Below are 24,181 nucleotides of genomic sequence, written 5' to 3'. Positions count from 1 at the left end.
TAGGACCAAAGGACCGGACGATCACCGTCTTCCGACAGGAGTCAGTGAGGGCTGCGCACCTTACGCTGACGGCCATGGCAACACTGGAGACCCCCGACGTCGTGACCGTTCCCGCCGAGGGCGAGGGCGAGGACGGTGTGCTGGGGAGGGCGTACCGGGCGCTGAGCATCGGGATCGTTTCCGTGGTGCTGGTCATCGCGTTCGAGGCGACCGCCGTGGGCACGGCGATGCCCGTCGCCGCCCGGGACCTCGACGGTGTGGCGCTGTACGCGTTCGCCTTCTCCGGGTACTTCACGACCAGCCTGTTCGGGATGGTGCTCGCCGGGCAGTGGTCCGACCGGGACGGCCCGCTGGTCTCGCTCACCGTCGGCATCGGCGCGTTCGCCGCCGGGCTGCTGCTGTCCGGGACGGCCGCCGGCATGTGGGTCTTCGTCCTCGGGCGGGCCGTCCAAGGGCTCGGCGGCGGGCTCGTCATCGTCGCGCTCTACGTCGTCGTGGGGCGGGCCTACCCCGAGCGGCTGCGGCCCGCGATCATGGCGGCGTTCGCGGCGGCCTGGGTGGTGCCCTCCGTCGTCGGCCCCCTCGCCGCGGGAGCGGTCACCGAGCACCTCGGCTGGCGCTGGGTGTTCCTCGGCATCCCGGCCCTCGTCGGCATCCCCCTCGCCCTCGCCCTCCCTCAGATACGGCAGCGGGCCGGGGGACCCGCGGCGCAGGGGGAGGAGAAGGGGGAGCGGAGGGGAAAGGCCGAGGACGCCAGGAAGGCGGCGGGAGGTGCCACGCTTCCCGCAGGTGACGGAGCAGCCGGGTCCGACCCCCGCACCGACCCCCTCACCCCCGCGCCGCTCGGCGCCGGGCCCCTCGATCGGGCTCCTCTCGCCGCCGAACCGCTCCGCCGCGCGCCCCTCGACCGGCGGCGCATCCGGCTGGCGTTCGGGATCGCGTTCGGGGCCGGGCTGTTGCAGTACGCGGCGCAGGATCTGCGTCCGCTCTCGCTGCTGCCCGCACTGGCCGGCGTCGCCCTGCTCGTCCCTGCCGTGCGCGGGCTGCTGCCGCACGGCACCTGGCGCGCCGCGCGCGGGCTGCCCGCCGTCGTGCTGCTGCGAGGCGTCGCGGCCGGTTCCTTCGTCGCCGCCGAGTCCTTCGTACCGCTGATGCTCGTCACCCAGCGGGGTCTCTCCCCGACACTCGCAGGGCTGTCGCTCGCCGCGGGCGGCGCCACCTGGGCGCTGGGCTCCTGGGTGCAGGCGCGGCCCCGCGTGGAGCCGTACCGGGAGCGGCTGATGTTCCTCGGCATGGTGCTGGTCGCGGCGGCCGTCGCGACCGCGCCCAGCGTGCTGATCCCGGCCGTGCCGGTGTGGACCGTCGCCGTCGCCTGGGCGTTCGGCTGCTTCGGGATGGGCCTCGTGGTCGCCTCGACGAGCGTGCTGCTGCTCCAGCTCTCGGCCCCGCACGAGGCCGGCACGAACTCGGCCGCCCTCCAGATCTCCGACGCCCTGTGCAACGTCCTGCTGCTCGCCTTCGGCGGAGCCGCCTTCGCGGCGCTGGGCGGCGGCGCCATGGCCCACGCGGCGACCGGCACGGCCGTCGGCGCCCACGGATCCCACCCGGCCGCCTTCGCGGCGGTGTTCCTCCCGATGGCGGCGGTGGCGCTGATCGGCGCGTGGGTGACGACTCGGGTCAGGGAACGGCGACCCGCGGCCGCGCTCGGACATCGACACGGACACGGACACAGACACGGAGGCTGAGGCCGCGGGCCGTGACGGTCCCGCGCGTCCCGCGGCCGTCCTCAGCGGCCGGGTACGGGAGCGACTCCGGACCGTCATGTGACGTCAGTCCCATCCATGGCGGACCCGGCGTCGTCCGCGCGTGGACACGCCGCGGGCGCCGGTAGGGTGGCCCGGTTGTCATACGTAGCCGAGCCGAGCCGACCGCCCGTCCGCCGTCACCGCCACACCTGACGCGTCGCGCGCGGACCCGGACGCTCCCCCTCGCCACCCAGACCGGAGACCGTGACTACCACCGCCGCCAGCGCCTCCTCGCACTCGCACCACCTCTCACCCGCCTTCCCCGGCCGCGCCCCCTGGGGCACCGCCAACAAGCTGCGCGCCTGGCAGCAGGGGGCGATGGAGAGGTATGTCCAGGAGCAGCCGCGCGACTTCCTCGCCGTCGCCACCCCCGGCGCCGGCAAGACGACGTTCGCGCTGACGCTCGCGTCCTGGCTGCTGCACCACCACGTGGTCCAGCAGGTGACCGTGGTCGCGCCGACCGAGCACCTGAAGAAGCAGTGGGCCGAGGCGGCCGCGCGGATAGGGATCAAGCTGGATCCCGAGTACAGCGCCGGGCCGCTCAGCAAGGAGTACCACGGCGTCGCGGTGACGTACGCGGGAGTCGGAGTGCGGCCGATGCTGCACCGCAACCGATCCGAGCAGCGCAAGACCCTCGTCATCCTCGACGAGATCCACCACGCCGGTGACAGCAAGTCCTGGGGCGAGGCCTGCCTGGAGGCGTTCGAGCCCGCCACCCGCCGGCTCGCGCTCACCGGTACGCCGTTCCGCTCCGACACCAACCCCATCCCCTTCGTCACGTACGAGGAGGGGCGGGACGGCATCCGCCGCTCCTCCGCCGACTACACGTACGGGTACGGGTCCGCGCTCGGCGACGGGGTCGTGCGGCCCGTCATCTTCCTCTCCTACAGCGGCAACATGCGCTGGCGCACCAAGGCGGGCGACGAGATCGCCGCGCGCCTCGGCGAGCCGATGACCAAGGACGCCATCAGCCAGGCCTGGCGCACCGCGCTCGACCCGCGCGGCGAGTGGATGCCGAGCGTGCTGCGCGCCGCCGACCAGCGGCTCACCGAGGTACGCAAGGGGATCCCGGACGCGGGGGCGCTCGTCATCGCCACCGACCAGGACTCGGCCCGCGCCTACGCCAAGCTGATCCGCGAGATCACCGGCTCGAAGGCCACCGTCGTCCTGTCCGACGACACCGGCGCCTCGAAGCGCATCGACGACTTCGCCGCGAGCGAGGACCGGTGGATGGTCGCCGTCCGCATGGTGTCCGAGGGCGTCGACGTGCCGCGCCTCGCCGTCGGCGTGTACGCGACCACCATCTCGACACCGCTCTTCTTCGCCCAGGCCGTCGGCCGTTTCGTGCGGTCCCGGCGGCGCGGCGAGACCGCGTCCGTGTTCCTGCCGACCGTCCCCGACCTCCTCACGTTCGCCAACGAGATGGAGGTCGAGCGCGACCACGCCCTCGACAAGCCGAAGAAGGACACCGAGGAGGACCCGTACGCCGAGTCCGAGCAGGAGATGGACGAGGCGAACAAGGAGCAGGACGAGGACACCGGCGAGCAGGAGCAGTTCTCCTTCGAGGCGCTGGAGTCCGAGGCCGTCTTCGACCGCGTCCTCTACGACGGCGCCGAGTTCGGCATGCAGGCCCACCCGGGCAGCGAGGAGGAGCAGGACTACCTAGGCATCCCCGGGCTCCTCGAACCCGACCAGGTGCAGTTGCTGCTCCAGAAGCGGCAGGCGCGGCAGATCGCGCACAGCCGCAAGAAGCCGGACGACGAGGCGGACCTCCTCGAACTGCCCGCAGAGCGCCGTCCGGTGGTCTCCCACAAGGAGATGCTGGAACTGCGCAAGCAGCTCAACACCATGGTCGGCGCGTACGTCCACCAGAGCGGCAAGCCGCACGGCGTGATCCACACCGAGCTGCGCCGGGTCTGCGGCGGTCCGCCGAGCGCGGAGGCCACGGCGGGACAACTGCGCCAGCGGATCGCCAAGGTCCAGGAGTGGGCCACCCGGATGCGGTGATCCGCGGCCCGCGCTGATCCGCGGACGTGTCGATCCGCGGACGCGGTGGTCGCCGGGTGCCCGACTTCCGTATCCGACGCGGCCCGTGAGCGGTGCCGTTCGCGCCCGGGTTCGGGCCGGGCCGATCGTCGGTCCCGACGGCTGACCGGAGACCGCGGATGCCCATGGATAACCGGTTACCTCCGCGCGGCCGGTATCCGGAACCCGTGCCGCGGGACGGCGGCCTCCTTGTCCGGGGCAGGCGGCCCCGCGGACTTCTCAGGGGCGGGCAACCCTCCGGACCGGCGTGCGCCGTCGCCTGTGCGCTGCGTGCACGCGCGGTGTACGCGGAGTGCCGCGCGCCCCGCGTTCCGGGACAAACGGAATCAGTCCGTACGAGCCGATGCCCGGATTCTGGACGGAGACTTCCGCTCAGCGGACCGGCTCGCTACTGTCCCGCTACGCACACGCCCCGTGGCAGCGCCGCCGCGGAGCGCAGCCGTGAAGCGACTCCGCCCGGGAACAGCCCGGGTCGCCAGCCGACCGGCGGCCTCTGAAGCGCGTCGCCGACGGGACTCGGTGACGCATCCGCCGAGCGAGGGCCGTCGACCTCACCACTAAGGAGTGGGCGTCGTGACCGCGGAGACCTCTCAGACGCTCGACCGGGGACTGCGCGTCCTCAAGCTGCTCGCCGACACGGACCACGGGCTGACCGTCACCGAGCTTTCGAACAAACTGGGCGTCAACCGGACCGTGGTGTACCGGTTGCTCGCCACGCTGGAGCAGCACGCGCTCGTACGCCGGGACCTCGGCGGCCGTGCCCGGGTCGGGCTCGGGGTTCTGCGCCTCGGCAGCCAGGTGCACCCCCTCGTACGGGAGGCCGCGCTGCCCGCGCTGCGCGCTCTGGCCGAGGACATAGGCGCGACGGCCCATCTGACGCTGGTCGACGGGACGGAGGCGCTCGCCGTCGCCGTCGTCGAACCGACGTGGACGGACTACCACGTGGCCTACCGTGCCGGGTTCCGGCATCCGCTGGACCGGGGAGCCGCGGGCCGCGCGATCCTCGCGGCCCGGCAGGCGCCGGTGGGGGACCCCGGGTACACGCTCACCCACGGGGAGTTGGAGGCGGGCGCCAGCGGTGCCGCGGCACCGCTCATCGGGGTGACGGGCGTCGAGGGCAGCGTGGGGGTGGTCATGCTCGTGGACGCCGTTCCGGAGCGGGTGGGGCCGCGCGTGATGGACGCGGCCCGCGAGGTCGCGGACGCCTTGCGCTGACGCCGGCCCACGACGCGCCGGCTCCGCGCGCCGGAGCGGGCCCACGACGCTCCGGCTCCTCGTGCCCACGCCGGCCCAAGACGTGCCGGCTCCTTGCGCCGACGCCGGCCCAGGGCGCGGCGGCTCCCTGTGCCGGAGCCGACCCACGACGCTCCGGCTCCTCGTGCCCACGCCGGCCGACGACGCTCCGGCTCCTTGCGCTGACGCCGGCCGACGACGCGGCGGCTCCGTGTGCCGATGCCGGCCCACGTTGGCCCACGACGTGCCGCTTCTTGTGCCGACGCCGGCCCACGACGTGCCGTCTCCTTGTGTCCACGCCGGCCCAGGGTGCGGCGGCTCCTTGTGCCGACGTCGCGGCCGTGATCGCGCGGGCGCCTCGACTCTGCCGCCCCTCCCGAGCCGGGTGACCCTCGCCCCGTGGGACCTGTCCGGAGGGTCCGGCGGGTGGTGACGTTAGATTGAACCCGTGCTCTCTCGCCTCACGCGCCCCAAGGCCGTCGCCGTCTGCGCCCTCCCCGTCGTGGCCCTGCTCGCCACGGCGGTGTTCGCGCCGCTGCCCTTCTCCCTGGCGCAGCCCGGCCTGACGGCGAACGTTCTCGGCGAGAACAAGGGCGACCCGGTGATCACCATCACGGGGGCGCCCAGCCGGGACACCCGCGGTCAGCTGCGGATGACGACGATCGAGGCGACCGGTCCGGACGCGAAGGTCTCCCTCGGGGACGTACTCAGCGGCTGGTTCGCCACCGACAAGGCCGTGATGCCCCGCGACTCGGTCTACCCGAGCGGCGGCAGCGTCAAGGAGATCGAGCAGCACAACGCGAACGAGATGAAGAAGTCCCAGGACACCGCCACCGAGGCGGCGCTCGGCTATCTGCACGAGAAGGGCGACGTCAAGGTCACGCTCAAGCTCGCCGACGTCGGTGGACCGAGCGCCGGGCTGCTCTTCTCGCTCGGCATCGTCGACAAGCTGGACGGCGACGGCAGTGGCGGCGACCTCACGGGCGGCCGGGTCGTCGCGGGTACGGGGACGATCGACGCCGACGGCAAGGTGGGCGCGGTCGGCGGGGTCGCCCTGAAGACGCAGGCGGCCCGCCGCGACGGGGCGACCGTGTTCCTCGTACCGAAGGCGGAGTGCTCGGACGCGAAGTCGGAGCTGCCGAAGGGGCTGCGGCTGATTCCGGTGACGAGCCTGCAGGGAGCCGTCGAGTCACTGGTCTCCCTGGAGAAGGGCAAGGGCTCGATCCCGAGCTGCTAGACCCCGGCCCGCGCAGATCTCCGCCCGCGGCCCCGGTCAGAAGGCCGTGACGGCCGTCCTCGGCGCGCAGGCCAGGCGCAGGCCGACCCCCACGAGAGTCCATCCGACCCGGGCGCGCAGCCGATGGGGCCGCGCCTCGGCCGTGAGCCGGTAGGTGTCCGCCTCGGCCCGCAGTTCGGCGGCGCGCAGGTGGTGCAACTGGAGTTGGGTGTCCGGGTGCATCGCTGTGACCTCTCTCTTCGATGAATCGGGCGTCGGAATCGGGCATCGGAATCGGGCGTCGCGACCGGGCGTCCTCGGTGTGGGCCGGCGCGGAACCGGCCCGGTGGCTCAGTCGGACGCCTGCGGGAACACGTGTGTGTGGAAGCGCAGTTGGGCCGCTTCGGTGTCGTCCTCGGGGCGTTCGAGGGCGGCGTAGCTATCCAGCAGGGCGTGCATCCTCTCGATCAGTTCGCGGGACTGTGCCGGGGTCAGCCGGATCGTGAAGTCGCTCATGTCGGTGGCGCGGGTCCAGTCCTCGGACCAGTCGTCCCGCGTGCCGAGCCAGGTCGACAACTCGCGGGCATGGCTGGTGGCGACCTCGTGCAGGAACATGTCCGCCGCTCCGCGCACCGCCGGGTCCGGGTCCTTGAGCAGTTCCTCGTCGAAACCGAGCCCCTGGTCGGCCGCCTGCCACCAGCGCTCCCGCCCCTTGCCCCGGTCCGGCGCGTCCTCGACGAAGCCGTGCGCGGCGAGCTGGCGCAGGTGGTAGCTGGTCGCCCCGCTGGATTCGTTCAGCCGCTCGGCGAGCATCGACGCGGTGGCCGGGCCCCGGCGCCGCAGGCTGCTCAGCAGCTCCATGCGCAGGGGGTGGGCGAGGCCGCGCAGGGAGCGGGCGTCGAGCCGCCGGTGCTGCGGCGGTGCCGGAGGCAGGGGCGGCTCCGGCGGGAGGGGGGCTTGCGGGGGGTGTGGTGGCTGCTGCTCCGTCATGCGTACAAAGGTAGCGTTGCAAAGACTCCCTTGCAACGGTTTCTTTGCAACTACTTCTTTGGATGCCGGTTCGCCGGTTCGCCGGTTCGCCGGTCCGCCGGCCCCCGGCCCCCGGCCCCTCAGTTCTGCTTCACGAACCCCTCCGACGTCATCCAGTCCAGAGCCACTTCGTGCGGATCCTGGCCCTGGACGTCGACCTTGGCGTTCAGGTCCTGCGCCACCGAGTTGTTCAGCGCCTTCGTCACCGGCTCGATGACCTGGGCGATCTGCGGATACTTCTTGAAGGCCTTGGCGTTGACGACCGGCGCCGCGTTGTAGTTGGGAAAGAACTTCTTGTCGTCCTGCATCACCTCCAGGTGCATCGACTTGATGCGCCCGTCGGTGGTGAACACCTCCCCGTAGGTGCAACTGCCCTTCTTCACCTGGGTGTAGATGATCCCGGTGTCCATCTGCGTGACGTTCTTCGCCGGGATCGTCATGCCGTACGCCTTCTCCATGCCCGGCAGTCCGTCGGCCCGGTTGGCGAACTCGCTCTCCACGCACAGGGTGACCGCGCCCGGGTCCTTCTTCGACAGGGCCGCGACGTCGGAGAGCGTCTTCGTGCCGTACTTCTTGAAGTTGGCCTGGTTCATGGCGAGCGCGTAGGTGTTGTTCAGGGCGGACGGCGGCAGCCAGATCACGCCGTTCTTGGGGTCGGCGTCGTGCACGGCCTGCCACTGCTTCTGCGGGTCCGGGATCGGCTTGCTGTTGCCGAGGTAGGTGATCCACGCGGTGCCCGTGTACTCGTACGTGGCGTCCGCGTCACCGTTCTTGATCGCCTCGCGGGTGCCGATCGAGCCCTGGATGCCGGTGCGGTCGATGACCTTCGCGCCGGCCGCCTGGAAGGCGATGCCCATGATCGCGCCGAGGATCAGCTGCTCGGTGAACTCCTTCGACGCCACCGTGAGGGTGGCGCCCTTGAGCGGCTCGCCCTTCCCGACCGTGCCGGGCGAGACGTCGTCCGTCATCGGGGAACCGCTGGTCAGCCCGCAACCGGACGCCAGCACCAGCAGCCCGGTGAACGCCGCGAGCGTACGGGTCCTTCTCGTCGGCCCCCTCACGTCCCCACCTCCAGTCCGCGCGGCCTCAGCAGCAGTTCCGCCAGCGATGCCAGCCAGTCGACCAGCAGCGCGAGCGCGACCGTGAGGATCGCGCCGAGGACCAGGACCGGCATGCGCTGGGTGGTGATGCCGGTGGTGATGAGGACACCGAGTCCGCCGCCGCCGCCGAAGGTGGCGAGGGTCGCGGTGCCCACGTTCAGGACGAGTGCCGTACGGACGCCGGCGAGGATCAGCGGGACGGCCAGCGGGAGTTCGACCCGGGTGAGCACGCCCAGCGGGGACATGCCGATGCCGCGCGACGCCTCCAGCAGGGTCGGGTCGTTCGCGTTCAGGCCGGCGATCGTGTTGGACAGCACCGGCAGGATCGCGTAGATCGTGATGCCGATCAGTGCCGACTTCTCACCGGTGCCCAGCCAGATCACCAGGAGCGCCAGCAGACCGATGGCCGGTGTCGCCTGCCCCATGTTGGCGAACGTCATCGCGATCGGGGTCGCCTTGCGGAACGCCTTGCGGGTCAGCAGGATCCCCAGCGGGATGGCGATGATCAGCACGAAGAACGTGGAGATCACCGTCAGCTGGATGTGCTGCCACAGGGCCTTGGACACCTGGCCGTTGGACAGGGCGTTCTTGGAGATCGGGTCGAGGTCCGCCTGCTCGAACCAGAGCCAGGTGCCCAGCAGCAGGGCGATCAGCAGAGCGGGCAGGAAGGTCAGCTTCTGCCAGCCGATCCGGCGCTTCGGTGGCTCGGCCGACGGCGGCGCCTCCCGCTCGCCCTCGCCGTCGCCGTCGCTGTCGTCGCGGAAGGCGAGGCCCTTGACCTCGTGCTCGCCCTCGGGGCGATGTTCCGTTGGCGGAGTGTTCACGCCTTCCCCTCCCCGCCCTCGACGCCCTCCTGCTCGAACTGGGTCTGCTGGGCGCGCGCCTCCTCCAGGTCGTGCTGGTGCTCCATGGCCTCCAGCCGGTCCGCCTCCAGGAGTTCGTGCACGGAGTTCATCAGGGTCTCCATGTCGACGACCCCGGTGTACTCACCGCGCCGCCCGGTGACCGGCACCCGGCCCGAGTTGTCCGTGAGGACCGCCTCCAGCGCGTCCCGCAGGGTGGCGTCCCGGGTCACTGTGTCGTGCACCAGGGTGCCCGCCCGAGCCAGCGAACCCTTGGCCCGCATCAGGTCGCCGCGCCGCAGCCACTTGTACGGGCGGCCCCGCTTGTCGAGCAGCAGGATCTCGTTCGTGCCGCTGGAGCGGAGCTTGGCGAAGATGTCCTGGAGCGGGTCGTCGACGGTGACCGTCGGATAGTCGGTGATCTCGACGTCCCGGACGCGGCTGAGGTTCAGCCGCTTCAGGGCGGCGCCCGCCCCCACGAAGCCCGAGACGAAGTCGTCGGCCGGGTTGGTGAGGATCGCCTCCGGGGTGTCGAACTGCGCGATGTGCGAGTGCTCGCGCAGCACCGCGATCCGGTCGCCGAGCTTGATGGCCTCGTCGAAGTCGTGGGTCACGAAGACGATCGTCTTGTGCAGCTCGTGCTGGAGCCGGATCAGCTCGTCCTGGAGGTGGTCGCGGGTGATCGGGTCGACCGCGCCGAACGGCTCGTCCATGAGCAGCACCGGAGGGTCCGCGGCGAGCGCCCGGGCCACCCCGACGCGCTGCTGCTGGCCTCCGGAGAGCTGGCGCGGGTAGCGGCCCTGGAACTCGGAGGGGTCGAGGCCCACCAGGTCCAGCATCTCCTCGACCCGTGCCTTGATCCGCGCCTTCGGCCAGCCGACCATCTTCGGGACGAGCGCGATGTTCTGGGCGACCGTCATGTGCGGGAACAGCCCGGACGACTGGATCGCGTACCCCACCTTGCGGCGCAGCTTCACCGGGTCCATGTCGGTGACGTCCTCGCCGCCGATCCGGATCCGGCCGCTGCTCGGCTCGATCAGCCGGTTGATCATCTTCAGGGTGGTCGACTTGCCGCAGCCGGACGGGCCGACGAATACGACGAGTTCGCCCGCCTTGATCTCCATGTTGACGCTGTCCACGGCGGCGTCCCGGCTGCCCGGGTAGCGCTTGGTGAGGTTCTCCAGCTCGATCGTGGCGCCCGTGGTCGACTTGGTGGCGGCGTCGGTATCGGTGTCGGTGTCGGGCCTTTCGGCGCGCCCGGTGGTGTCGGCGGTCTCAGGCACGGATCCCCCTCGGGATGGTCAGCCGGCCGATCAGGACGTACGCGGCGTCGAAGAGCAGCGCGAGGATGATGATCCCGACCGTGCCGGCGAGGACCTGGTTGAGCGCGTTCTTGCTGCCCAGCGAGCTGATGCCGCGGAAGATCTCGTTGCCGAGGCCGGGACCGGAGGCGTAGGCCGCGATGGCCGCGATGCCCATCAGCATCTGGGTGGAGACCCGGATGCCGGTGAGGATCGGCGGCCAGGCCAGCGGGAGTTCCACCCGCACCAGCCGCGCCACCCGTGACATGCCGATACCGGTGGCCGCGTCGACCAGCGAGGGGTCGACGCCGCGCAGACCGACGATCGCGTTGCGCACGATCGGGAGCAGCCCGTACAGCGTCAGGGCGATGACCGTGGGCGGAACACCCAGGCCCACGATCGGGATCAGCAGGCCGATCATGGCGAGCGAGGGGATGGTCAGGATCGCGGAGGTGGTCGTGGTGGCGAGGTTGCCCGCCCAGTCGCTGCGGTAGGTGAGCACCCCGATCAGCACCCCGATGAGGGTCGCCACGACCATGCACTGGAAGACCGCGCTGGCGTGTTGGTAGGCGTCCGTGAGGAGCTGCTCATGGCGGCTGCTCAGGTACTCCCAGAAGTTCACGCCACGTCACCTCGGTCACTCGTTCCGGTGCTCGGTCGCTGCCTGTTCCACGAGCGGGATGATCCGCAGCGGGACCGGGTTCTCCATGACGATCGCCGTGGACGCCCGGACAATGCCATCAAATCCGACAACCCGGTCGATCACCCGCTGGAGATCGGCGTTCGAGCGGGCCACCAGGCGGCACAGCATGTCCCCGCTGCCGGTGGTGGTGTGCAGCTCCAGGACCTCGGGCACGGTCGCCAAGTGGGCCCGTACGTCGGCGCCTTGGCCCTGTTTGATCTCCAGCGTCGCGAACGCCGTGACCGGATAGCCGAGCGCCGTCGGGTCGACCTGGGGGCCGAAGCCCCGGATGACGCCATTCGACTGAAGACGGTCCATCCGGGCCTGCACGGTGCCCCGCGCGACCCCGAGCCGCCGGGACATCTCCAGGACGCCGATGCGCGGCTCCCGCGCCAGCAGCACCAGCAGCCGCCCGTCCAGATGATCGATCGCCACAGGTGCCTCCGGAATGGTCATCCTGTACAGAAAGCCCGCATGGGTCGGCCATCCGCTGTACAGATTGCTCAGCCAATACGTGAACTATTGCGCACCTTGCGGAACGGCGGGAGTCTGCGGACATGACTGCGACCTCTGCGAACACAGACCACGCCCCCCACACCGCCCGGCAGGCCGATCCCTTCCCGGTGAAGGGGATGGACGCGGTCGTCTTCGCCGTAGGCAACGCCAAGCAGGCCGCGCACTACTACTCCACGGCCTTCGGCATGCAGCTCGTCGCCTACTCCGGACCGGAGAACGGCAGTCGCGAGACGGCGTCGTACGTCCTCGAGAACGGCTCGGCGCGCTTCGTCTTCACCTCGGTGATCCGCCCGACGACGCCCTGGGGCGAGTTCCTGACCGAGCACGTGGCCGAGCACGGCGACGGCGTCGTCGACCTCGCGATCGAGGTCCCGGACGCGCGCGCCGCGTTCGCGTACGCCGTCGAGCACGGTGCCAGCCCGCTCGTGGAGCCCCACGAGATCAAGGACGAGCACGGCACGGTCGTCCTCGCCGCGATCGCCACGTACGGCCGGACGCGCCACACCCTCGTCGAGCGCACCGGCTACGAAGGCCCCTACCTGCCCGGCTACGCGGCCGCCGCCCCGATCGTCGAGCCGCCCGCCCGGCGCACCTTCCAGGCGGTCGACCACTGCGTCGGCAACGTCGAACTCGGCCGGATGAACGAGTGGGTCGCGTTCTACAACAAGGTCATGGGCTTCACGAACATGAAGGAGTTCGTGGGCGACGACATCGCGACCGAGTACAGCGCGCTGATGTCGAAGGTCGTCGCCGACGGCACGCTCAAGGTCAAGTTCCCGATCAACGAGCCCGCCGTCGCCAAGAAGAAGTCCCAGATCGACGAGTACCTGGAGTTCTACGGCGGCGCCGGTGTCCAGCACATCGCGCTGAACACGAACGACATCGTCGAGAGCGTCCGCACCATGCGCGCGGCCGGCGTCCAGTTCCTCGACACCCCCGACTCGTACTACGACACCCTCGGCGAGTGGGCCGGCGACACCCGCGTCCCCGTCGACACCCTGCGCGAGCTGAAGATCCTCGTCGACCGCGACGAGGACGGCTATCTGCTGCAGATCTTCACCAAGCCGGTCCAGGACCGTCCGACCGTCTTCTTCGAGATGATCGAGCGGCACGGCTCGATGGGCTTCGGCAAGGGCAACTTCAAGGCCCTCTTCGAGGCGATCGAGCGCGAGCAGGACAAGCGCGGCAACCTCTGACCGGGTCCGCCCGCCGACGGGCGGACTCCTGAGACAGGCCGGCCCCCTCGGGTCCGGTGGAGGCGCGGCATCCACCGGACCCGAGGCATGTCAGGCGTCAAGCACGCCTGCCCGTACGGGTGTTCAGCGCGCCGCCGACTGTCCCGGCGCGGGAGCCGCGGGTGATCGCGGAACGGCCGGAGCAGCCGCCGGGGCCGAGGACGACGGACGCGGCGCGGGCCGCGCGGCCGCCGTTCCCGGCGCACCGGCAGCCCCCGAGGCGTCCCCGGACTCCTCCCCGCCCTCGGCCGCTTCCTCCTGGTTCCCCGACGGGTCCGGCAGCCCCTCGGCCGGCGGTTCGCCCAGTGCCGCCAGCGCCTCCCGCGCGGCGGGAGCGAGCAGCGGCGAGAAGTACGGGTTGATCCGCAGCGCCTCCGCGAGATGGCGCCGGGCCGGACCGGTCTTCCCCAGGTCCCGCTCGATCTGCCCCCGGTGGTACGCGTACAGCGCGCTGCGCACCTCGCCGCCGTGCTCCTTGTCCATCGTCCGGGTGGCGAACGTCAGCGCCTGCGCGTCGTCCCCGGCCCGGTGCAGCGCCCAGCCCAGCGCGTCAGCGACCGCGATGCCCGGCTGCCGGTCCCACTCGGCCCGCAGCCGCCGCACCGCCTCCTGCGGATCGCCGTGGTCCGCCTCCAGGAACCCGAGGACCAGTTCGTCGTCCACGCCCTGGGCCGCGTCCCGCCGCACCAGCTCCCGCACCAGGTCGTACTGCGCGCGTGCCGCCCCGGGGAGCCCCAGCTTCTCGTACAGCTCACCCAGTTCCAGCGCCTGGCGCGGCGCGGGCCGCTTGGCGAGCGCCGTCTGATAGGCGCGCAGCGCCTCCGAGGTACGCCCGAGCGCGGCCAGCGCGCGCCCCTGGCCGGCGAGGGCGGCGTGCTCGTCGGGGTCGGTGTTCACCGCCGCCCGGTAGTGGTCCAGCGACTCCTGGACGTCACCGCGCTCCCACGCCAGCTGCCCGCCCTGCTGGAGGAAGGCGGCCTGCTGGGAGGGCGTCGTCGCCCCGGCGGCCGCGTCCGCGATCGCCGCCCCCGCGTCCTCCCGCCGGCCGCGGTCCCAGTAGGCCCGCGCCGCCACGGCCTGCGTCGCCGGACCGGGGCGCAGGGCCAGCAGCTTGTCGAGCGCCCTGCGCGTCGCCTTGTGGTCGCCGAGCCCGGTGTACGCGTCGACGAGCGCGGGATACGCCGTCCACCGCTTCGGCGCCAGCTTCACCGACGCCTCTCCCCACTGCTTCGCGGTCCGGAAGTCACCGCGCGCGACGGCGAGCCCGGCGAGCCCGTCCAGCGCCGCGGTGTTGTCCTTCGGCCGGACGTCCAGCGAGGTGCGCAGCGCCTTCTCGGCCTTCGGGAAGTACGCGGCCGTCGCCGTCCGGCGCGCCTGCTCCGCGTAGGCGGTCCCGAGCACCGCCCACGACTGGTCGTCGCGCGGATGCGCCCGCAGATGCGTCTCGCGGTCACCGATGAGCGCCGCCAGATCGGGCAGCGCGGCGGGCGCACCGGCCCCCACCGCCGTCATCGCCCGGGCCACCGGCCCCGGGGAGGGCGGCGGAGCGCCGCCAGGCCCCGCGGAGGGCAGCAGCACCAGCACACCGCCGAGCACGACACAGCCGACGGCCGCGCCGATCAGCACGCGCCGGGCGAGCGGCGAGCGGCCCGCACCGGCGGCATCCAGGGCCGGCGGCCCGCCCGGCTCCCCGCGTTCCGGACCTGCGGCGTCCCCGGATCGCGGACCCGCGGGCTGCCCCGGCCCGGGCCCGGCGGGCACCGGCTGTCGCTCTTCGATGTCCATGCCGCTCACTGTGCGTCAATACGAAGACCACACCCCGGCTCGCCAAGCCCCGCGCGGATGGGGTTCACACCGATGGCCCCGGGTGCGACCCTGTGATCATGAGCCGTATCGAAGCCCCGCGCGATGAGGACACGGCAGTGACCGGCGGCCTCGTCGAACGCCTGCTGGGCGGCCTGCCGGCCGAGGCCGTCCTCACCGACCCGGACGTCACGGCCGCGTACGCCAACGACATGGCGAGCTTCTGCGAGGCCGGCATCCCCTCCGTGGTCGTCCTGCCGCGCACCGTCGAGCAGGTCCAGCACGTCATGCGCGTCGCGAGCGAGCTGCGGGTCCCGGTCGTCCCGCAGGGCGCGCGCACCGGCCTGTCGGGCGCGGCGAACGCCTCCGACGGCTGCGTCGTGCTGTCCCTCGTGAAGATGGACCGCATCCTGGAGATCAGCCCGGTCGACCGCATCGCCGTCGTCGAGCCGGGCGTGGTCAACGCCGCGTTGTCCCGAGCCGTCAACGAACACGGCCTGTACTACCCGCCGGATCCCTCCAGCTGGGAGATGTGCACCATCGGCGGCAACATCGGCACCGCGTCCGGCGGCCTGTGCTGCGTCAAGTACGGGGTGACCGCCGAGTACGTGCTCGGTCTCGACGTCGTCCTCGCGGACGGCCGGCTGATGTCCACCGGGCGCCGCACCGCCAAGGGCGTCGCCGGCTACGACCTCACCCGCCTCTTCGTGGGCTCCGAGGGCTCGCTCGGCATCGTCGTCCGCGCGACGCTGGCCCTGCGGCCGCAGCCCCCGCAACAGCTCGTCCTGGCCGCCGAGTTCGGGTCGGCGCGGGCCGCCTGCGACGCCGTCTGCCGGATCATGGAGGGCGGCCACGTGCCGTCCCTCCTCGAACTGATGGACCGTACGACCGTCAAGGCGGTCAACGACCTCGCCCACATGGGCCTGCCCGAGACCACCGAGGCGCTCCTGCTGGCCGCGTTCGACACGCACGACCCGGCGGCCGACCTCGCCGTCGTGGGCGCGCTCTGCGAGGCCGCGGGCGCCACCCAGGTGGTCCCCGCCGAGGACGCCGCCGAGTCCGAACTGCTGCTCCAGGCAAGGCGGTTGTCGCTCACCGCGCTCGAGGCGGTCAAGGGCACCACGATGATCGACGATGTGTGCGTGCCGCGCTCCCGGCTCGGCGACATGCTGGACGGCATCGAGCGCGTCGCCGAGAAGTACGCCCTGACCATCGGCGTCTGCGCGCACGCGGGCGACGGCAACACCCACCCCACCGTCTGCTTCGACGCCGCCGACCCCGACGAGTCCCGGCGGGCCCGCGAGTCCTTCGACGAGATCATGGCCCTCGGCCTCGAACTCGGCGGCACGATCACCGGCGAGCACGGCGTGGGCGTCCTGAAGAAGGAGTGGCTGGCCCGCGAGATCGGCCCGGTGGGCGTCGAGATGCAGCGGGCGATCAAGACCGCGTTCGACCCGCTCGGCATCCTCAACCCCGGCAAGCTCTTCTGAGACCCCGGGCTACTCACCGTCCGCGGTCTCGTCCGACGGCCACGGGTCGCGGAGCCACAGGTCGTCCGCCGCCGCGGCCGCGCCCTGCTCCAGCGTGGCCGAGAGCCTCGGCGAGGGCGCGAGCAGCTCCGCGAGGCCGGCGTCGATGCCGAGCTGCCCGGCCTCCGAGCCCGGCGGGACCGCCCTCAGGGTGCGCTCCAGCCAGGCCGACACCTGCGCGGCGGGCGCTTCGAGCAGCGCGTCGCCGTCCGGCGAACTCAGCGCCATCAGGACGACGGACCGGCCGCCGACCTTCGTCGGCCACACCCGCACGTCGCCGTGCCCGCACGGCCGGAACACCCCCTCCACGAGCAGCTCGCGGGCGAACGTCCACTCGACGGGATGGTCCGAGCCGATGTGGAAGGTGATGTGGACGGCGTACGGGTCGTCGGTGCGGTACGTCAGCCGGGCCGGCACAGGGATGCTGCGCTCGGGCGACAGGACGAGCTTGAGCTCCAGCTCGCGTTCCACCACGGTGTGCATGTCGATGCCCTTCCCTTCGTCGTGCACGGGCCCCTGGGCGGGCCCGTACGAGTGGAGAGCGCGTCCGGGCCGGACCATTACGCGGGTCGGGAGAAGTTTTTTCCGGGGGCCGCCTCCCTCGTTCTCGGACACCTGCCGGACAGCTTCGTGACTCCGCTGTCGGGAGGTGACGGATCCTTGCCCGAAAGGGGTGGGTACGGCGGGACCGGCCGTGACGCGCCCGCTGTTCTGGTAGATGTGGACCCCCAACACGACCCCCGAGCAGATACGGGACGACGGACATGAGCGCCCCAACCCCGGCACCCGGTGACGACAGGCCCCGCGAGGGGTACTACCCGGACCCGTCCATTCCTGGATATGTCCGGTACTGGAACGGTGCCACCTGGATGCCGGGCACCAGCCGCCCGGCGCCGTCCGCCGGCGAACCGCTCGTCGCTCCGGCCGGAGTACGCCCCGCGCACGTGCCCGGGCCCGCCCCGGCCCCGGCGGAGGAGACCGGCCCGCACTTCTTCGACGAGGATCCCGAGCCGCGTACGGCGACGCCCGCCGAGGCGCAGCACGGCAGCCGGCCCGAGCCCGCCGCCGCGTGGGGCGCGGACCGCTCGCGGCAGACCGGCTTCGGCGGCGACCCGGACCGCCGGGTCTCGTGGGGCGCGCCGCAGGGCCCCGACCCGCGGGTGCCGCGCTCGGCCGGGCCCGCCGACACGGCGTCCCGGCCCGACGGCGTGCCGGTGCACGCGGACGGCACGGCGACGATCCCGCCCGCCGAGTCCGCGGGCGGCCCGCCGTCGCCCGCGCCCGGTGGCCCGGTGGTCTTCCGCCGCCCCACCGAGCCGGTGCGGCCCGCGGGCTCCGAGAGCCCGGGCGGCACGAGCGGTACGGGGGAGGCGGGTGCCGGAGGGGCCGGCCGGGCGCTGCCCGGTGCCGGACGCCCCGCCGGCCCCTCCGGCACCCAGGACCCCGTCCCTTCCGAGGGGACGATGGCCATGCGCGCGCTCTCCCCGCGCACCGACCGGCAGGGCGGGGCGCGCGGCGCGAGTGGCGCCGGACGTACGCCGGAAGCGGCGCCCGCCGCCCCCGCAGCGTCCGCTCCCGCCCCCTCCGGCCCGTCTGCCGCAGCCGGCCCCTCGGCCGGGTTCGGGGCCGGGCAGGCCGCACAGACGGCCGCGGCTCAGGCATCCGCCCAGGCACCCGCCCCGGCGCAGGCCGCTCCCGCGCAGGCCGCTCCCGCTCCCGCCGTGCCCCAACAGCCGGACCCCGCAACGCCGATGGCCCCCGGGTCCGGCGGCGGCCAGCCGTCCTGGGCCCAGCAGGTGCACCGGCTCGCGGGAGACCCGGCCGAGCCGGGGGCGCCGGTCACGCCGTGGAAGCCTCCCGTGGAGGACGTGTTCCAGGCCGCTGCCCGCCGGCAGTCGGCGGCCCGTCCGGCAGGCCTCGGCAGACGTCTGGCCGCCCGCCTGCTCGACACCGTCGTCCTCGCGGCCGTCACCGGCGTGGCCGCCGTGCCGCTCGGCACCCGGGCGATGGACCACATCGACGAGAAGATCGACGCGGCCAAGCTGTCCGGCGAGAAGGTCACCGTCTGGCTTCTCGACGGCACGACCGCCGTCTGCTTCGGCGGCATCCTCGCCGTGCTCCTCGTCTTCGGCGTGCTGTACGACGCCCTGCCCACCGCCAAGTGGGGCCGCACCCTGGGCAAGAAGCTGTGCGGCGTCGAGGTGCGCGACATCGAGGCGCACGAACCGCCGACGTTCGGGCGGGCCCTCGGCCGCTGGCTGGTCTTCAGCGTCCCGGGTCTCCTCGCCATCGGTGTGGTCGGTGTCCTGTGGGGTCTGTTCGACCGGCCCTGGCGCCAGTGCTGGCACGACAAGGCGGCCCACACCTTCGTCGCCCAGCGCTGACGGGGAGGGGACGGCGTCCCGGGAATCCCGGAATCCGTCCCCCGGACGGCCCCTCGCCGGATGCGGGGGCCGGGGGTTCGCGGTCGACTCGGGCCATGAGCAGCGAACCGCCGCCCCCGGGTCCTGGCCAGCCATCGGACGACGACCCGTTCACGAAGCAGCCCCCGCCCGCGCAGGGCGGGGGTTCCCCGTACGACCCGCCTCCCCCCGGTGGCCCGCAGCCGCCCTACGGCGGTCAGCAGCCCCCGCCGGGCGGCCAGCCTCCCCCCGGTGGCCCGCAGCCGCCCTACGGCGGCCAACAGCCCCCGTACGGCGGCCAGCAGCCCCCCGGCGGCGGACCCTACGGCGGTCAGCAGCCCCCGTACGGCCAAGGCGGGGATCCGTACGGCGGTGGCGGCCCCTACGGCGGCGATCCGCTCGCCGGGATGCCGCCCCTCGCGGAGAGCGGCAAGCGCGTGCTCGCGAGGATCCTCGACATGATCCTGGTCGGCATCGTGGTGTGGCTGCTGTCCTGGGCGTTCGGCGTCACCGAGTACAACGTCGACTCGGACAAGATCGAGTACGGCAAGTCGTTCGGTCAGTCCCTGGTGGCCGCCGTGCTCTACGTCGCCTACGACACGGTGATGATCAGCCGGACGGGGCAGACGGTCGGCAAGAAGCTGTTCAACCACCGGGTCGCCAACCTCGACAACGGCTCGACGCCCTCCGTGCAGACCTCGCTGGTCCGCGCGCTGGTCCTGTGGCTTCCGTTCGCGTTCTGCTGCGCGTGCGTCTGGACGGCGATCGCGGGCGGCTGGAGCTTCTTCGACAAGCCCTACAAGCAGGGCCTGCACGACAAGGCGGCCAAGACGGTGGTGGTCCGCACCACCTGACCGCCAGTGCCGCGGCGGCGGCTCGATATCGACCACGAACGGCGGGCCCGTACTGCACGGGCCCGCCGTTCGTGGTCGAGGATCGACGCCTCCGGGGCGTCCGTGGGCGTCGTCAGCGCTCCGCGTGTTCGCGTACCGGACGCCCGGACGCCGCGGAGACGGACGCGGTCTCGCGCTGCGCCGGCATCTGTTCGCGGACGACGGGGGCGACGGCGGACGGCGCCTGCCTGGGGAGCGGGACCGTCATGGCCACGAGCAGTCCGAGAGCGAGCGCCGAGAGGGTGATCAGCACGATCCCCAGGCTCGAACTCGTCTGTGACAGCAGCAGCATGGCGAGAGTGGAGAAGATCACGGTGCAGGAACCGTAGGCAAGCTGTGCGGCGGTCGGACGAGGCATGGCAATCGTGTCCTCGGATGGAGTGCCTCCCCCCGGGTGCCTCTCGCGACGGGGGAGGGTGCGGACAGGAATCGGGGGTGGGACAACGGTGTCGACTTGGCTTTCCGCCGACTTCCCGACGCTCCGCCAATCGACTCTAATCGCCTGCATGCCCGACAGGAACGACCGGTAAGCGTGACCTTACCCACGGTGCCGGTGCACAGGGGGCGCACGGAGTCATCACGTCCACCAAGTGGACATCTCGGCGCGCCGGTTGGGGGTTTGTGAGCGCGTCCGGATAGCGAACGACAGCTCCGCATAATGCACTTGCCAGGTTCAAGTCAAGATCTGTTTTTTCTTTGGTAACTCCGGTCAAATGTCGTCACTTGAATCGCGTTGCGCGCGCGGACCTCCATGACCCGGAACCCCCTCCGCGTGAACGGACGCGGGGGAGGACATCAAGTGACCAACAGACCATGGACGTTCAGAGCAGCTGCGGTGGGCGTAGCCCTCGCAGCGGCCACCGCCACGTTCTCGACGTTTGCCGTGGCGGAGGCCGACTCGGCCGCCAAGTCACCGGTCGTGGACCGCCACGACCCGCAGCCGGTCAAGAACACGGTCGGCCACGACCTGGACGGGCCGCTGAGCAAGACGCAGAACGCGCAGCGCCAGGAGGCGCTGAACCAGGTCATATCCGGCGACGCCTCGGTCAAGGACCGCAACGGCTCGAAGGTTGTGCAGCTCAAGAGCAAGAAGGGCTCCAGCAAGTACGTCGAGCTGGGCCGTGAGAAGACCGACAAGATCTTCACGATCCTGGTGGAGTTCGGCGACAAGACCGACCCCGCCGCAGGTGGCACGGCCGGCCCGCTGCACAACAAGATAGCCAAGCCGGACCGCAAGAAGGACAACAGCACGGCCTGGCAGGCGGACTACAACCAGAAGCACTTCCAGGACCTCTACTTCGGCACCGGCAAGAAGACCGAGTCGATGAAGAAGTTCTACGAGCAGCAGTCCTCGGGCCGCTACTCGGTGGACGGCGAGGTCGCCGACTGGGTCAAGGTCCCGTACAACGAGGCCCGTTACGGCAACAACGCCTGCGGCTCCACCAACTGCCCGAGCGTGTGGAACGTCGTCAGCGACGGCGTCACCGCCTGGGTCGCCCAGCAGAAGAAGGACGGCAAGTCCGACGCCGCCATCAAGTCGGACCTGGCGCGGTTCGACCAGTGGGACCGCTACGACTACGACGGCGACGGCAACTTCAACGAGCCGGACGGCTACATCGACCACTTCCAGATCGTGCACGCCGGTGAGGACGAGTCCGCGGGTGGCGGCGTCCAGGGCACCGACGCGATCTGGGCCCACCGCTGGTACGCCTTCGGCACCGACGCGGGCGCCACGGGTCCGGGCGACAACAAGCTCGGCGGCGCGCAGATCGGCGACACCGGCATCTGGGTCGGCGACTACACCATCCAGCCGGAGAACGGCGGACTCGGCGTCTTCGCCCACGAGTACGGCCACGACCTCGGTCTGCCGGACCACTACGACACCGCCGGCGGCGACAACTCCACCGGCTTCTGGACCCTGATGTCCTCGGGTTCCTGGCTCGGCACCGGCAAGGACTCGATCGGTGACCTGCCGGGCGACTTCAACGCCTGGGACAAGCTGCAGCTCGGTTGGCTGAACTACGACACCGCCAAGGCCGGCAAGCAGTCCACCCACAAGCTGGGCATCGCCGAGTACAACACCTGGAACAAGCAGGCGCTCCTCGTCACCCTGCCGGAGAAGGAAGTGACGACCACGGTCGTCAACCCGGCTCAGGGCTCGACCCAGTGGTGGAGCGGCAGCGGCGACAACCTGAAGAACACGCTGACCCGGTCGGTGGACCTCACGGGCAAGTCGTCGGCGAAGCTGACCCTCGACGGCTGGTACGACATCGAGGCGAACTACGACTACCTCTACACCGAGGTCTCGACCGACGGCGGCTCCAACTGGACCGCTCTCGACGGCACCGTGGACGGCGCCGCGATCCCGCGTGACGGCAGCGACAAGCCCGCCCTCACCGGCACCATCGACGCCTACGCGAAGCTGTCGTACCCGCTCGACGCCTACGCGGGCAAGAAGATCGACGTGCGGTTCCGCTACCAGACCGACGGCGGCGTGGCCCAGAAGGGCTTCGCGGCCGACGAGATCAGCGTGACCGCGGACGGTTCGGCGCTCTTCTCGGACAACGCCGAGTCGGCGGACGCCGCTTGGACCGCTGCCGGCTTCTCCCGCATCGGCGCGTCGTTCACCAAGGACTACGCGCAGTACTACATCGCGGAGAACCGCCAGTACGTCTCGTACGACAAGACCCTCAAGGTCGGCCCGTACAACTTCGGCTTCTCGACGACCCGTCCGGACTGGGTGGAGCACTACCCGTACCAGAACGGCCTGTTGATCTGGAAGTGGGACACCTCGCAGGCGGACAACAACACCAGCCAGCACCCCGGTGTCGGCCTGGCGCTGCCGGTCGACTCGCACCCGAAGGCCCTCTGGTGGGAGAACGGCACCCTGATGCGCAACCGCGTGCAGGCCTACGACTCTCCCTTCAGCCTGTACCGCACGGACGGCATCACGCTGCACAGCGCGGACGTCGCGACGAAGATCCCGTCGTCGAAGGGCGTGTCGGTCTTCAACGACCACACCAGTGACTACTACGACAACCGGAACCCCACCGGTGGCGTCAAGATCACTGACACCAACACCAAGATCCAGATCGTCAAGGAGGCCAAGGACGGCTCGACGATCTCCCTCAAGGTTGGTCCCGCAGTGAAGTAGTCAGCATTTTCGCAGGTCAGAAGCGTATCGGCGGCAACCCCCTGGCGGGTTGCCGCCGATCGTGTTTAGGTGCGTCCTGTGCCTGGCTTATTGACACCGAATCGCACGGGGGTGTGACCGCATGGCCGCAGGAGGCTTCTGCAAGCTGCCGAACGGCAGCGTCGTGGTGGCGCTGAACCTGCCCAGTCCGGCAGGTTCCGGCAGCGGCTCTATCCGGTTCCTCGTCGTCGCCCAGAACCGCGCCCGCGCCCTGACGCGGCTGCGCAATCTGGGGCTGCGCACCGTCTACCTGCGGGGCAACGCGGCTCCGCCCACGCCCGACGAGATCACCGCGGTCCTGCACCATCCGGACGGGCTGATATGGCGGACGGCGCCCGACAGCGCCGTCCCCGAGCTGACCCAGGAGCTGTGGCACCCGATCAGAGCGCTGCTCAGACGCCCGGCACCGCAGCCGTGACCGTCACGGACGCCACGGGGTGTCACGAAGCGTCGCTCCGTGTATCGACCCGTGCGTCAGTCCGTGTGCCGGCCCGTGCGTCAGTCCGTGTGCCGGTCCGTGCTCCGTTCGTGTGCCGCCCCGAGCGGATCCGCTCCGGTCAGACCACCGGCTTGCCCGTGAGTTCCACACCGGCGGCGCGCAGCTCCTCCAGCGCGCGGTCCGTCGTCTCCTTCGCCACCCCGGCCGTCAGGTCGAGCAGCACGGTCGTGCGGAACCCCTCGCGGGCCGCGTCCAGGGCGGTCGCCCGGACACAGTGGTCGGTCGCGATGCCCACCACGTCGACCTCGCCGATCCCGTGGGCCCGCAGCCAGTCCGCCAGCCCGGTCCCGTTCTCGTCGGCCCCCTCGAAGCCGCTGTACGCGGCCGCGTAGGCACCCTTGTCGAAGACGGCGTCGATCGCCCCGGAGGCGACCGCCGGAGCGAAGTTCGGGTGGAAGCCGACGCCCTCCGTGCCGGCCACGCAGTGCGCGGGCCAGGAGTGCACGTAGTCGGGGTTGTCGGCGAAGTGGCCGCCGGGGGCGATGTGCGCGTCGCGGGTGGCGACCACGTGCCGGTAGCCGGCGGGCGCCTGCCCGATCAGCTCCGTGACGGCGGCGGCCACGTCGGCGCCCCCGGCCACCGCGAGACTGCCTCCCTCGCAGAAGTCGTTCTGCACGTCTACGACGATCAAGGCGCGGCGCATGGGCGGTGTCCTTCGGCTATGGGGTCGGCGAACGTCGGCGAAAGGGGAGTGCGGGCCCGGCCGTCGAACTTCCGAGCCTAGAGACTTCGAGGGCGGTGCGGGAGGGGCTGTCCGGCAGACATCCGGGACGATCGGGAGGGGCGGTGCGGCGTCCGCGGGCCCGGGCGGGCACGCTGGCCGTTGCATTCCCGCTCACCGGACGTTCATGCCCGAC

21 protein-coding genes are annotated in these 24,181 nt (G+C 71.7%); 10 read left to right on the top strand and 11 right to left on the bottom strand.

The annotated features are described in order from the left end of the window. Positions 1–74 precede the first annotated feature (74 nt). The 4 genes from ABZT74_RS10420 (at position 75) to ABZT74_RS10405 (ending at position 6,321) form a co-directional block, all read left to right on the top strand. A complete protein-coding gene (locus tag ABZT74_RS10420) occupies positions 75–1,745 on the top strand; it encodes an MFS transporter (RefSeq protein ID WP_356434027.1) in 1,671 nt (556 codons plus the stop codon). A gap of 264 nt (positions 1,746–2,009) precedes the next feature. After that, positions 2,010–3,812 (top strand): DEAD/DEAH box helicase, encoded by a 1,803-nt coding sequence (locus ABZT74_RS10415; RefSeq protein ID WP_355862850.1) that lies wholly within the window; start codon positions 2,010–2,012, stop codon positions 3,810–3,812. Between the two features lie 612 nt (positions 3,813–4,424). Next, entirely contained in the window at positions 4,425–5,066 is a 642-nt protein-coding gene (locus ABZT74_RS10410; protein WP_355862852.1) for a helix-turn-helix domain-containing protein, read from the top strand. Between the two features lie 466 nt (positions 5,067–5,532). Next, entirely contained in the window at positions 5,533–6,321 is a 789-nt protein-coding gene (locus ABZT74_RS10405) for a S16 family serine protease (RefSeq protein ID WP_355862854.1), read from the top strand. A gap of 36 nt (positions 6,322–6,357) precedes the next feature. Here ABZT74_RS10405 and ABZT74_RS10400 read toward each other — a convergent pair whose 3' ends face one another. The 7 genes from ABZT74_RS10400 to ABZT74_RS10370 all read right to left on the bottom strand — a co-directional run bounded on the left by ABZT74_RS10400 (position 6,358) and on the right by ABZT74_RS10370 (position 11,689). Then, positions 6,358–6,543 (bottom strand): hypothetical protein, encoded by a 186-nt coding sequence (locus ABZT74_RS10400; RefSeq protein WP_356176444.1) that lies wholly within the window; start codon positions 6,541–6,543, stop codon positions 6,358–6,360. 108 nt (positions 6,544–6,651) lie between these two features. Continuing rightward, entirely contained in the window at positions 6,652–7,290 is a 639-nt protein-coding gene (locus ABZT74_RS10395) for a helix-turn-helix domain-containing protein (RefSeq protein ID WP_356176442.1), read from the bottom strand. Positions 7,291–7,409: 119 nt separating this feature from the next. Beyond that, on the bottom strand, positions 7,410–8,297 hold the full coding sequence (locus ABZT74_RS10390) for a glycine betaine ABC transporter substrate-binding protein (protein WP_356176505.1): 888 nt from the start codon (positions 8,295–8,297) through the stop codon (positions 7,410–7,412). Positions 8,298–8,386: 89 nt separating this feature from the next. After that, positions 8,387–9,253, bottom strand: a complete 867-nt coding sequence (locus ABZT74_RS10385) for an ABC transporter permease (RefSeq protein ID WP_355862860.1) — start codon at positions 9,251–9,253, stop codon at positions 8,387–8,389. After that, a complete protein-coding gene (locus ABZT74_RS10380) occupies positions 9,250–10,461 on the bottom strand; it encodes a betaine/proline/choline family ABC transporter ATP-binding protein (RefSeq protein ID WP_355863783.1) in 1,212 nt (403 codons plus the stop codon). Before ABZT74_RS10380 ends, ABZT74_RS10385 begins: the two co-directional genes overlap by 4 nt. Before the next feature lie 85 nt (positions 10,462–10,546). Next, a complete protein-coding gene (locus ABZT74_RS10375) occupies positions 10,547–11,194 on the bottom strand; it encodes an ABC transporter permease (protein WP_355862862.1) in 648 nt (215 codons plus the stop codon). Positions 11,195–11,209: 15 nt separating this feature from the next. Then, entirely contained in the window at positions 11,210–11,689 is a 480-nt protein-coding gene (locus tag ABZT74_RS10370) for an Lrp/AsnC family transcriptional regulator (protein WP_355862864.1), read from the bottom strand. Between the two features lie 122 nt (positions 11,690–11,811). Between ABZT74_RS10370 and hppD the strand changes: the two genes are divergently transcribed. Beyond that, the gene (hppD, locus tag ABZT74_RS10365) at positions 11,812–12,966 is read left to right on the top strand and encodes a 4-hydroxyphenylpyruvate dioxygenase (protein ID WP_355862866.1); all 1,155 of its coding nucleotides are present in this window, start codon (positions 11,812–11,814) and stop codon (positions 12,964–12,966) included. 123 nt (positions 12,967–13,089) lie between these two features. Here the strand turns inward: hppD and ABZT74_RS10360 are convergent, their stop codons facing one another. After that, a complete protein-coding gene (locus tag ABZT74_RS10360) occupies positions 13,090–14,790 on the bottom strand; it encodes a BTAD domain-containing putative transcriptional regulator (RefSeq protein ID WP_356434025.1) in 1,701 nt (566 codons plus the stop codon). Positions 14,791–14,882: 92 nt separating this feature from the next. Here ABZT74_RS10360 and ABZT74_RS10355 point away from each other — a divergent pair, with 92 nt between their 5' ends. Continuing rightward, positions 14,883–16,298, top strand: a complete 1,416-nt coding sequence (locus tag ABZT74_RS10355; RefSeq protein ID WP_355862870.1) for an FAD-linked oxidase C-terminal domain-containing protein — start codon at positions 14,883–14,885, stop codon at positions 16,296–16,298. A gap of 9 nt (positions 16,299–16,307) precedes the next feature. On the opposite strand, the gene ABZT74_RS10350 is transcribed toward ABZT74_RS10355, so the two are convergent. Beyond that, positions 16,308–16,820 carry an SsgA family sporulation/cell division regulator gene (locus tag ABZT74_RS10350; RefSeq protein ID WP_355863785.1) on the bottom strand — a complete coding sequence of 171 codons (513 nt, stop codon included), beginning with the start codon at positions 16,818–16,820 and terminating at the stop codon, positions 16,308–16,310. Positions 16,821–17,101: 281 nt separating this feature from the next. Between ABZT74_RS10350 and ABZT74_RS10345 the strand changes: the two genes are divergently transcribed. Together ABZT74_RS10345 and ABZT74_RS10340 are read left to right on the top strand one after the other, a co-directional pair. Further along, the gene (locus ABZT74_RS10345; RefSeq protein WP_356434023.1) at positions 17,102–18,721 is read left to right on the top strand and encodes an RDD family protein; all 1,620 of its coding nucleotides are present in this window, start codon (positions 17,102–17,104) and stop codon (positions 18,719–18,721) included. 95 nt (positions 18,722–18,816) lie between these two features. After that, entirely contained in the window at positions 18,817–19,593 is a 777-nt protein-coding gene (locus ABZT74_RS10340) for an RDD family protein (protein WP_356434021.1), read from the top strand. Positions 19,594–19,705: 112 nt separating this feature from the next. Here the strand turns inward: ABZT74_RS10340 and ABZT74_RS10335 are convergent, their stop codons facing one another. Beyond that, positions 19,706–19,990 (bottom strand): hypothetical protein, encoded by a 285-nt coding sequence (locus tag ABZT74_RS10335; RefSeq protein WP_355862876.1) that lies wholly within the window; start codon positions 19,988–19,990, stop codon positions 19,706–19,708. 441 nt (positions 19,991–20,431) lie between these two features. Here ABZT74_RS10335 and ABZT74_RS10330 point away from each other — a divergent pair, with 441 nt between their 5' ends. Then, positions 20,432–22,786 carry an immune inhibitor A domain-containing protein gene (locus ABZT74_RS10330; protein WP_356434019.1) on the top strand — a complete coding sequence of 785 codons (2,355 nt, stop codon included), beginning with the start codon at positions 20,432–20,434 and terminating at the stop codon, positions 22,784–22,786. A gap of 121 nt (positions 22,787–22,907) precedes the next feature. Next, complete coding sequence (locus ABZT74_RS10325; protein WP_356176431.1) at positions 22,908–23,243, top strand: hypothetical protein; 336 nt, start codon at positions 22,908–22,910, stop codon at positions 23,241–23,243. 139 nt (positions 23,244–23,382) lie between these two features. On the opposite strand, the gene ABZT74_RS10320 is transcribed toward ABZT74_RS10325, so the two are convergent. Next, positions 23,383–23,967 (bottom strand): isochorismatase family protein, encoded by a 585-nt coding sequence (locus ABZT74_RS10320; protein WP_081217513.1) that lies wholly within the window; start codon positions 23,965–23,967, stop codon positions 23,383–23,385. Positions 23,968–24,181 lie beyond the last annotated feature (214 nt).

This window comes from Streptomyces sp. NPDC005302, from assembly GCF_040607345.1.
Classification (GTDB): domain Bacteria; phylum Actinomycetota; class Actinomycetes; order Streptomycetales; family Streptomycetaceae; genus Streptomyces.
The sequence above is the reverse complement of the archived record's forward strand: the minus strand, read 5'-3'. Positions and strand labels throughout refer to the sequence as shown.

Excerpts from the sequence above, each read along its gene's own strand:
- ABZT74_RS10420 (WP_356434027.1), top strand. The coding sequence starts at position 75 with ATGGCAACACTGGAGACCCCCGACGTCGTGACCGTTCCCGCCGAGGGC.
- ABZT74_RS10400 (WP_356176444.1), bottom strand. The coding sequence starts at position 6,543 with ATGCACCCGGACACCCAACTCCAGTTGCACCACCTGCGCGCCGCCGAA.
- ABZT74_RS10395 (WP_356176442.1), bottom strand. The coding sequence starts at position 7,290 with ATGACGGAGCAGCAGCCACCACACCCCCCGCAAGCCCCCCTCCCGCCG.
- ABZT74_RS10390 (WP_356176505.1), bottom strand. The coding sequence starts at position 8,297 with ATGACGGACGACGTCTCGCCCGGCACGGTCGGGAAGGGCGAGCCGCTC.
- hppD (WP_355862866.1), top strand. The coding sequence starts at position 11,812 with ATGACTGCGACCTCTGCGAACACAGACCACGCCCCCCACACCGCCCGG.
- ABZT74_RS10360 (WP_356434025.1), bottom strand. The coding sequence starts at position 14,790 with ATGGACATCGAAGAGCGACAGCCGGTGCCCGCCGGGCCCGGGCCGGGG.
- ABZT74_RS10350 (WP_355863785.1), bottom strand. The coding sequence starts at position 16,820 with ATGCACACCGTGGTGGAACGCGAGCTGGAGCTCAAGCTCGTCCTGTCG.
- ABZT74_RS10345 (WP_356434023.1), top strand. The coding sequence starts at position 17,102 with ATGAGCGCCCCAACCCCGGCACCCGGTGACGACAGGCCCCGCGAGGGG.
- ABZT74_RS10340 (WP_356434021.1), top strand. The coding sequence starts at position 18,817 with ATGAGCAGCGAACCGCCGCCCCCGGGTCCTGGCCAGCCATCGGACGAC.
- ABZT74_RS10335 (WP_355862876.1), bottom strand. The coding sequence starts at position 19,990 with ATGCCTCGTCCGACCGCCGCACAGCTTGCCTACGGTTCCTGCACCGTG.
- ABZT74_RS10325 (WP_356176431.1), top strand. The coding sequence starts at position 22,908 with ATGGCCGCAGGAGGCTTCTGCAAGCTGCCGAACGGCAGCGTCGTGGTG.
- ABZT74_RS10320 (WP_081217513.1), bottom strand. The coding sequence starts at position 23,967 with ATGCGCCGCGCCTTGATCGTCGTAGACGTGCAGAACGACTTCTGCGAG.